Annotated in this window: 10 protein-coding genes; 9 read left to right on the top strand and 1 reads right to left on the bottom strand. The window is 63.8% G+C overall.

Annotated features, from left to right (window positions below; genetic code table 11):
* From B3B04_RS13175 to B3B04_RS13135, 9 genes are all read left to right on the top strand, one after another.
* The coding region (locus B3B04_RS13175; RefSeq protein ID WP_292043533.1) for an SPOR domain-containing protein at positions 1-342 on the top strand (342 nt) is incomplete at its 5' end.
* Positions 343-353: 11 nt separating this feature from the next.
* Entirely contained in the window at positions 354-1,418 is a 1,065-nt protein-coding gene (gene nagZ / locus B3B04_RS13170) for a beta-N-acetylhexosaminidase (protein WP_292043531.1), read from the top strand.
* 20 nt (positions 1,419-1,438) lie between these two features.
* Positions 1,439-2,263: a segregation and condensation protein A gene (locus tag B3B04_RS13165; RefSeq protein ID WP_292043529.1), complete on the top strand. Its 825-nt coding sequence runs from the start codon at positions 1,439-1,441 to the stop codon at positions 2,261-2,263.
* Positions 2,215-2,934, top strand: coding sequence for an SMC-Scp complex subunit ScpB (gene scpB / locus B3B04_RS13160; RefSeq protein ID WP_409516074.1), 720 nt, complete (start codon positions 2,215-2,217; stop codon positions 2,932-2,934). Before B3B04_RS13165 ends, scpB begins: the two co-directional genes overlap by 49 nt.
* Positions 2,935-3,093: 159 nt before the next feature.
* Positions 3,094-3,462, top strand: a complete 369-nt coding sequence (locus B3B04_RS13155) for an AtpZ/AtpI family protein (RefSeq protein WP_292043526.1) — start codon at positions 3,094-3,096, stop codon at positions 3,460-3,462.
* Positions 3,463-3,467: 5 nt separating this feature from the next.
* On the top strand, positions 3,468-4,256 hold the full coding sequence (locus B3B04_RS13150) for a F0F1 ATP synthase subunit A (RefSeq protein WP_292043524.1): 789 nt from the start codon (positions 3,468-3,470) through the stop codon (positions 4,254-4,256).
* A 59-nt stretch (positions 4,257-4,315) separates the two neighbouring features.
* Entirely contained in the window at positions 4,316-4,540 is a 225-nt protein-coding gene (locus B3B04_RS13145; RefSeq protein ID WP_242913687.1) for a F0F1 ATP synthase subunit C, read from the top strand.
* Positions 4,541-4,624: 84 nt separating this feature from the next.
* The gene (locus B3B04_RS13140) at positions 4,625-5,188 is read left to right on the top strand and encodes a hypothetical protein (RefSeq protein ID WP_292043521.1); all 564 of its coding nucleotides are present in this window, start codon (positions 4,625-4,627) and stop codon (positions 5,186-5,188) included.
* A gap of 2 nt (positions 5,189-5,190) precedes the next feature.
* On the top strand, positions 5,191-5,706 hold the full coding sequence (locus B3B04_RS13135) for a F0F1 ATP synthase subunit B (protein WP_292043520.1): 516 nt from the start codon (positions 5,191-5,193) through the stop codon (positions 5,704-5,706).
* Positions 5,707-5,798: 92 nt separating this feature from the next.
* Here B3B04_RS13135 and B3B04_RS13130 read toward each other — a convergent pair.
* Positions 5,799-6,507: DUF6789 family protein (locus B3B04_RS13130; protein WP_292043519.1), on the bottom strand; the 709-nt coding region annotated here is incomplete at its 5' end.

The following is a 6,507-nucleotide window of genomic DNA, read 5'->3' as shown; positions in this document are numbered from 1 at the left end:
CCAGCTCCGGCGGCACCGGCTCCTGCACCCAAGGCCGCACCAGCTCCTGCACCGAAGGCGGCTCCTGCGCCCGCACCGGCTCCGGCCCCGTCGGCCGCCACGGGCACCTCGCGCGTCCAGATCGGTGCCTTCTCCTCGCAGGCCATCGCGGATCGTGAGTACGCCGCTGTCGCCTCGCGCTTTGGCTCGCACGCCTCGGGTGCTGGCAAGAGCGTCGAACAGGTGACCGCCGCCAACGGTTCGACCGTCTATCGCACCACCTTCACCGGCATGAGCCGTGATCGTGCCGTCGCCTTCTGCAACGCGCTGAAGGCTGCCGGTCGCGACTGCCTGGTCCGATAAGAGAGTACGCCTTGACCTCTGCTGCCATCTACGGCTGTGCGGGCACCCGGTTGTCGGCTGAAGAACGCGCCTTCTTCGCCGACGCCGACCCGTGGGGCTTCATTCTTTTCCGACGTAATGTCGAAAGCCCCGATCAGGTCAGGGCCCTTGTTCAAGACCTCCGTGACAGTGTCGGGCGCGATGACGCGCCCGTCCTGATCGATCAGGAAGGCGGGCGGGTTCAGCGCCTCGGCCCGCCGTTCTGGCCGAAATATCCGCCCGGTGCCGCCTATCTGGACGCGGCCAAGGGCAATGTGGGCACGGCCCGCGAACTGGTGCGCCTCGGGGCGCGCCTGATCGCCCATGATCTGCACGATCTGGGTATCACGGTGGACTGTGTGCCGGTGCTGGATGTGCCGGTGCCGGGGGCTCATGACATTATCGGTGACCGCGCCTATGCGCGTGATCCCGCCACCGTGGCCCAACTGGGCCGTGCTGCGGCCGAGGGCCTGCTGGCGGGCGGTGTCCTGCCGATCATCAAACATATTCCGGGCCATGGCCGCGCCTTTGCTGACAGCCACCATGACCTGCCGGTGCTGGAAACTCCGCTGGCCGAACTGGACGCTTGGGACTTTGTGCCCTTCCGCGCCACCTCCGACATGCCGCTGGCGATGACCGCGCATGTGGTATTCACTGCCGTCGATCCCGACGCCCCCGCCACCACTTCCAAGGCGGGTATCCGCCTGATGCGCGAGCGTCTGGGCTTTGGTGGCCTGATCATGACCGATGACCTGTCGATGCAGGCTTTGTCGGGCACCCTGACCGAGCGCGCCGAGGCGTCGTTCCGCGCGGGCAATGATGTGGTCCTGCACTGCAACGGCAAGCTGGACGAGATGACCGCTGTGGCTTCGGGCGCCAAGACGCTGGGCGGGATCGCCGCGCGCAGGGCCGAGGCCGCGCTACAACGTCTGGTCCGCACGCCCGAACCGTTGGACCTTGAGGCCGCCCGCGCCCGCTTTACCGCCGCGCTGGAAGGTCGCTTCGAAGCCGCCCGTGGTCCTGACGTGGGCGAAGCCCAAGCGCCCGCAGTGGCCTGAGAGATGCAGGGGCAGGGGGAATGACAGACGCCTTCCAGCCAAATCTGGACTTCACCGCGGTACAGCAGGCCGAGGAGAAGGAGACATTTGTCGTCGATCTGGAAGGCTATGAAGGCCCCCTCCACGTCTTGCTGGAACTGGCGCGCGGGCAGAAGGTGGACCTGCTGAAGCTGTCCATTACGCGTCTGGCCGAACAGTATCTGGCCTTCGTTCATGAGGCCCGCCGCCGCAATTTCTCGCTGGCGGCGGACTATCTGGTGATGGCGTCGTGGCTGGCCTATCTGAAGTCGCGCCTGCTGATCCCGCGCAACGATAAGGACAAGGGCGAAGAGCCGCCCGCCGAGGAAATGGCCGCCGCACTGGCCTTCCGCCTGCAAAAGCTGGAAGCCATGCGCAGCGCTGTGGACCAACTGACCAAACGCCCCCAGCTGAACCGCGATGTCTTTATGCGCGGCGATCCCGAACAGACGGTCATCATCCCGTCCGATCAGGTGGACGCCAGCCTGTATGAACTGATGACCGCCTATGTCACCCAGCGCGTGAAGCAGGAGCGTCGCAACTATACCCCCGCCGGTCGGGTCGAGGCCTTCCAGTTGGAGGCCGCCCGCGACTGGCTGCGCGAAATCATGCCGCGCCTGTCGAACTGGACGCCGCTGCAACGCGTCGCCCCGCAAAAGCCCGGCGATCACGAAGGTCCGTCACAGGCCAGCTATACCGCCTCTACCCTGTCGGCCAGTCTGGAGCTGGTAAAAGAAGGCGGTATGGACATTCGTCAGGAAAGGCCGTTTGACGAGATATGGCTGAAGCGCCGCGGTGCCGGCCACCCTCTGGAACTCACCCCGTGACCCTGACCTTTATCCCCGACCATCTGGAGATCGAGCGCCGCGTCGAGGCCCTGTTGTTCGCCGCCGCGGCACCGCTATCGCGTGAGGAATTGGCGCGCCGCCTGCCCGAAGGGGCCGATGTGTCGGGCGCGCTGACCGCTTTGCAGGAACGCTATCGGGGCAGGGGGGTAGAGTTGGACAGCGTGGCGGGCCGCTATCGCTTTCGCACCGCCGAGGACCTCGGCTTCCTGATGACCGAAGAGCGCGAGGAGCCGCGCCGCCTGTCCAAGGCCGCGCTCGAAACCCTCGCCATCATCGCCTATCACCAACCCTGCACCCGCGCCGAAATCGAAAGCGTGCGCGGTGTGTCCCTGTCCAAGGGCACTCTGGATGTGCTGCTGGAAATGGGGTTTGTGAAACTGCGCGGGCGTCGTCGCACGCCGGGCCGCCCTGTCACCTATGGCACGACCGACCGTTTCCTCGAGCATTTCGGGCTGGCGGGGCTTTATGATCTGCCGGGCGTTCAGGAGATGAAGGCTGCCGGTCTACTGGATCTGTCCATGCCGGTCGGCTTTGAAGTGCCCGACCCGTCGCGCAGCAGCGATGATGAGGGCGAAGATATGCTGCCGGGCATCGATGATCAGGCCCCTGAGTTCGCTCAGGATTTCCTCAATGAGGACGCCGAGTCGTAAGACTAATGGCGACCGTATGCCGCGCTCACCAAGATTTATCCAAAAATCAGTGACTTAACGTCTCACCCCCATGCCTTGACCTGAAGGCCATGCGCCTATAGGTTCCGCGCGAAATTCAGACCCCTGCCGGACTCGTGCCGGCGATGAGCGAATTGGCCCATGTCCTCAGAGAAGGAATCGCGCGAAGAGGCGATTAAACGCCTTTCCGAAAGCGCATCCCGCCTTGAGGCGCGGACCAGAACCGAGGCGGTCGCAACCGCCGAGGCGCAGAAGGTCGTTGGTCAGGCTTGGCGCATCGTCGCCGAACTGGTCGGCGGTGTCTTTATTGGTCTGGGCATCGGGGTGGCTGTCGACTACTTGGCCGGCACGCGCCCTGTTGGCGTTATTGGCGGGGTCCTTCTGGGCTTCGCCCTGTCATTTTTCATGGCCCGTCGTACAGCCCAACGGCTGATGGCAGAGGCCAAGGCACTCGGTGAAACCCCTGCGGGCGAGCCGATTGTCGAGGTTAACGAAGACGAGGAACGATAGGCTTCATGGCCGGTCCGATTGAACAATTTGAGGTCAAGCCGCTCGTAGAGCTCGGCACGGTCAATGTTCCCGTTCTCGGTGAGCAAGTGATCGCCATCACCAACTCGCACGTCGCCATGACGATCGCGTTTGCGGCTGTGGTGGGCTTCCTGTCGCTGGCCACCAGTAAGTCGGCTGTGGTCCCGGGCCGTATGCAGGCTGCCGGTGAAACCCTGTTCGGCATGGTCGACAACCTGACCTCGTCGATCATCGGCCACGACGGCAAGAAGTATTTCCCGTTCGCCTTCACCATGTTCATGCTGGTTCTGGCTATGAACCTGCTGGGCATGTTCCTGACCTTTACCGCGACCTCGCAGCTGGCCGTCACCCTGACGCTGGGCCTGATCTCCTTCCTGACCGTGGTCGTTGTCGGCTTCGTCAAGAACGGTCTGGGCTTCTTCAAGCTGTTCTGGCCGGCGGGCGCGCCGCTGCTGCTGCGTCCGGTTGTGGGCCTGATCGAGTTTGTTTCGTTCCTGCTGCGTCCGGCCACCCTGGCCCTGCGTCTGTTCGGTAACATGCTGGGCGGCCACGTCGCCCTGAAGATCTTCGCCCAGTTCGTTGTTCAACTGGGTGCCGTGGCCATCGCCACCGGCGGTCTGGCCTACGCCTTCTTCGGCGTTGCGGCCCTGTCGCTGGGCATGACGGTCGCCATGACTGCCCTTGAGTTTCTGGTGGCCTTCCTTCAGGCCTTCGTTTTCACTGTTCTGACCTGCATCTATCTCAATGATGTGGTCAACCTGGGTGACGGCCACTAAGGCCCACATCCAGTCCGTTCACCCAACCTCTAACGCTCTCTCGATTTAGGAAACACATCATGGACGCTGAAGCCGCCAAGTACATCGGTGCTGGTCTCGCCACCCTGGGCATGATCGGTTCGGCTCTGGCCGTTGGTAACATCTTCGGTAACTTCCTGGCTGGCGCTCTGCGCAACCCGGCTGCTGCCGCTGCCCAGGTCGGCAACCTGTTCGTGGGCGCCGCTCTGGCAGAAGCTCTGGGCATCCTGGCCTTCGTGCTGGGCGTCCTGATGATCTTCGGCTAATTCCTTAGCCTTAAGACCACTCAGTACCGACGGCGCGTAGGCACGCCCTACGCGCCGTTGTCCTGATCTAAAGATAGACGGACCATGGCAGCAGAACCGACACTCGAAGCACCGACCGGCGACGTACTCGCCGAGACCCACGCCTCCACCGAGCACGCCTCGGGCGGCCTGCCCCAGTTCGAATTCCAGCACTGGGTTGGCCAGATCGGCTACCTGCTGATCCTGTTCGTCATCACCTATGTGCTGATCGCCAAGGTGTTCGCGCCGCGTATGCGCCGCGTCATCGACGAACGTGCCGAAACCATCGACGGCGCTATCGCTGCCGCTCGTTCGGTTCAGGCTGAAGCCGAGGCTCAAGCCGAAGCTGCCCGCGCCGAGGTCGAAAAGGCCCGCGCAGACGCCCGTGCCACCGCCGCTGCGGCGAAGGCTCGCGTCACCGAAGAATTCAACGCCCGTCTGGCCGCCGACGAAGCTGTCGTCAGCGCCCGTATCGCCGAGGCCGAGGCCAAGATTGCCGCGACCCGCGACGCTGCCATGGGCAACGTTACCGCCATCGCTTCGGACGCCACCAGCGCCATTCTGGAGCGCCTGACCGGCAAGGCCCCGACTGCGGCCGAGCTGGAAGCTGCCATCAAGGGAGCTGCCTGATCATGCCCGCCTTTCTGACTGCCTATTTCTGGGATCTGTCCAACCCCGAGTTCTGGGTTGGCGTGGGTCTGGTCATCTTCTTCGCCATCGTGATCCTCGCTGGCGTGCCGAAGATGGTTGCCGCTGGCCTCGACGCCAAGGCCACCAAGATCCAGCAGGACCTGGACGAAGCGGCCCGTCTGCGCGCCGAAGCCGAAGCCATGCTGGCCCAGATCCGCAAGGAAAAGGCCGACGCTGAAGCCCAGGCCGCTGAACTGCTGGCCACCGCCGAAGCCGAAGCTAAGCGTCTGGAAGCCGATGCCAAGGCCCGCATCGAAGAGTCGACTGCGCGCCGCCAGCAACTGGCCGAGCGTCGCATCGCTCAGGCCGAAGCCGAAGCCACCCGCGAAGTGAAGTCGGCCGCGGCTGACGTCGCTGCCAAGGCCGCCCAGGAAATCCTGGCTGCCCGCATCGCCGGTGCCAAGACCGATCCGGCGCTGGACGCCGCTATCGACCAACTGGCCGGCAAGCTGAACTAAGATTTTCCTCCCCGGAAAAGCTAAGGCCCCGCAGAGCGATCTGCGGGGCCTTTTTCGTTGTTGCGCTCCCGGGGGACGACGCAAGAACTGGCTCAGTGGGCCGGAGCGGCACCCACCGGATGGCTGTGGGCTTTTTCACGCTGCAAGAGGCGGTGATAAACGGTGCCAAGAACCACACCGAAGACGGCGTGGGTCACCAGCATCCAGGCAACGATCTCGAAGCCGCCGGACGGCAGTGCGCGCTGCTGGGGGATAACCATGGTGATGTAGAGCATCATCAGGACCCAAGCACCGATCGCAAAGGCAATCCCTTTGGCGGCAGGTGTGCGAGTGGGTAGGCGGTCGTAAAGCAGGGCAAAGGCAATGCCTAACACCACTGTGCCAATCAGACCGTGCATGACCCAGCCCATAGCCATATTGCCAGGCATGCCTATCATCTTGGCGACAACACCGGGGAAGGGGTCAAACATCTTTACGAGGTAGACGTTGATCGCTTCCAGTACAGAAACGACGGCCGTGGCGATGAAGCCTGCCACAAGTCCGTTTTTTACGCGTGACATCATCTGAATAGCGCCTCCCAACGCCATTGCCTTCGAGACTACGCAAGGGAAGGATACGCCTTTTTTCCGCCAAAGTCGAAGAACGACGTTCACATTCGCGTGCGCGCATGGGTTGTGCGGCGCAACAAAAAGCCCCTGCGCCGCGAGAGGCAGGGGCCTAATATGGGAGGCGCGACGCTTAGAAGTGGCGGCGACGGGCCGCTGTTGCGCGGGTCGCCCTGCGCGCCGCGCGACCGGCACG

Source organism: Brevundimonas sp. UBA5713 (genome assembly GCF_002419815.1).
Classification (GTDB): domain Bacteria; phylum Pseudomonadota; class Alphaproteobacteria; order Caulobacterales; family Caulobacteraceae; genus Brevundimonas.
Note: the sequence above shows the minus strand (reverse complement) of the source record. Positions and strands in the feature narration are given on the sequence as shown.

What these genes read in the sequence shown, in the direction of transcription:
- scpB (WP_409516074.1), top strand. Translation starts at nt 2,215, where the DNA reads ATGGCTGAAGCGCCGCGGTGCCGGCCACCCTCTGGAACTCACCCCGTG.
- B3B04_RS13145 (WP_242913687.1), top strand. Translation starts at nt 4,316, where the DNA reads ATGGACGCTGAAGCCGCCAAGTACATCGGTGCTGGTCTCGCCACCCTG.
- B3B04_RS13140 (WP_292043521.1), top strand. Translation starts at nt 4,625, where the DNA reads ATGGCAGCAGAACCGACACTCGAAGCACCGACCGGCGACGTACTCGCC.
- B3B04_RS13135 (WP_292043520.1), top strand. Translation starts at nt 5,191, where the DNA reads ATGCCCGCCTTTCTGACTGCCTATTTCTGGGATCTGTCCAACCCCGAG.
- B3B04_RS13165 (WP_292043529.1), top strand. Translation starts at nt 1,439, where the DNA reads ATGACAGACGCCTTCCAGCCAAATCTGGACTTCACCGCGGTACAGCAG.
- B3B04_RS13155 (WP_292043526.1), top strand. Translation starts at nt 3,094, where the DNA reads ATGTCCTCAGAGAAGGAATCGCGCGAAGAGGCGATTAAACGCCTTTCC.
- B3B04_RS13150 (WP_292043524.1), top strand. Translation starts at nt 3,468, where the DNA reads ATGGCCGGTCCGATTGAACAATTTGAGGTCAAGCCGCTCGTAGAGCTC.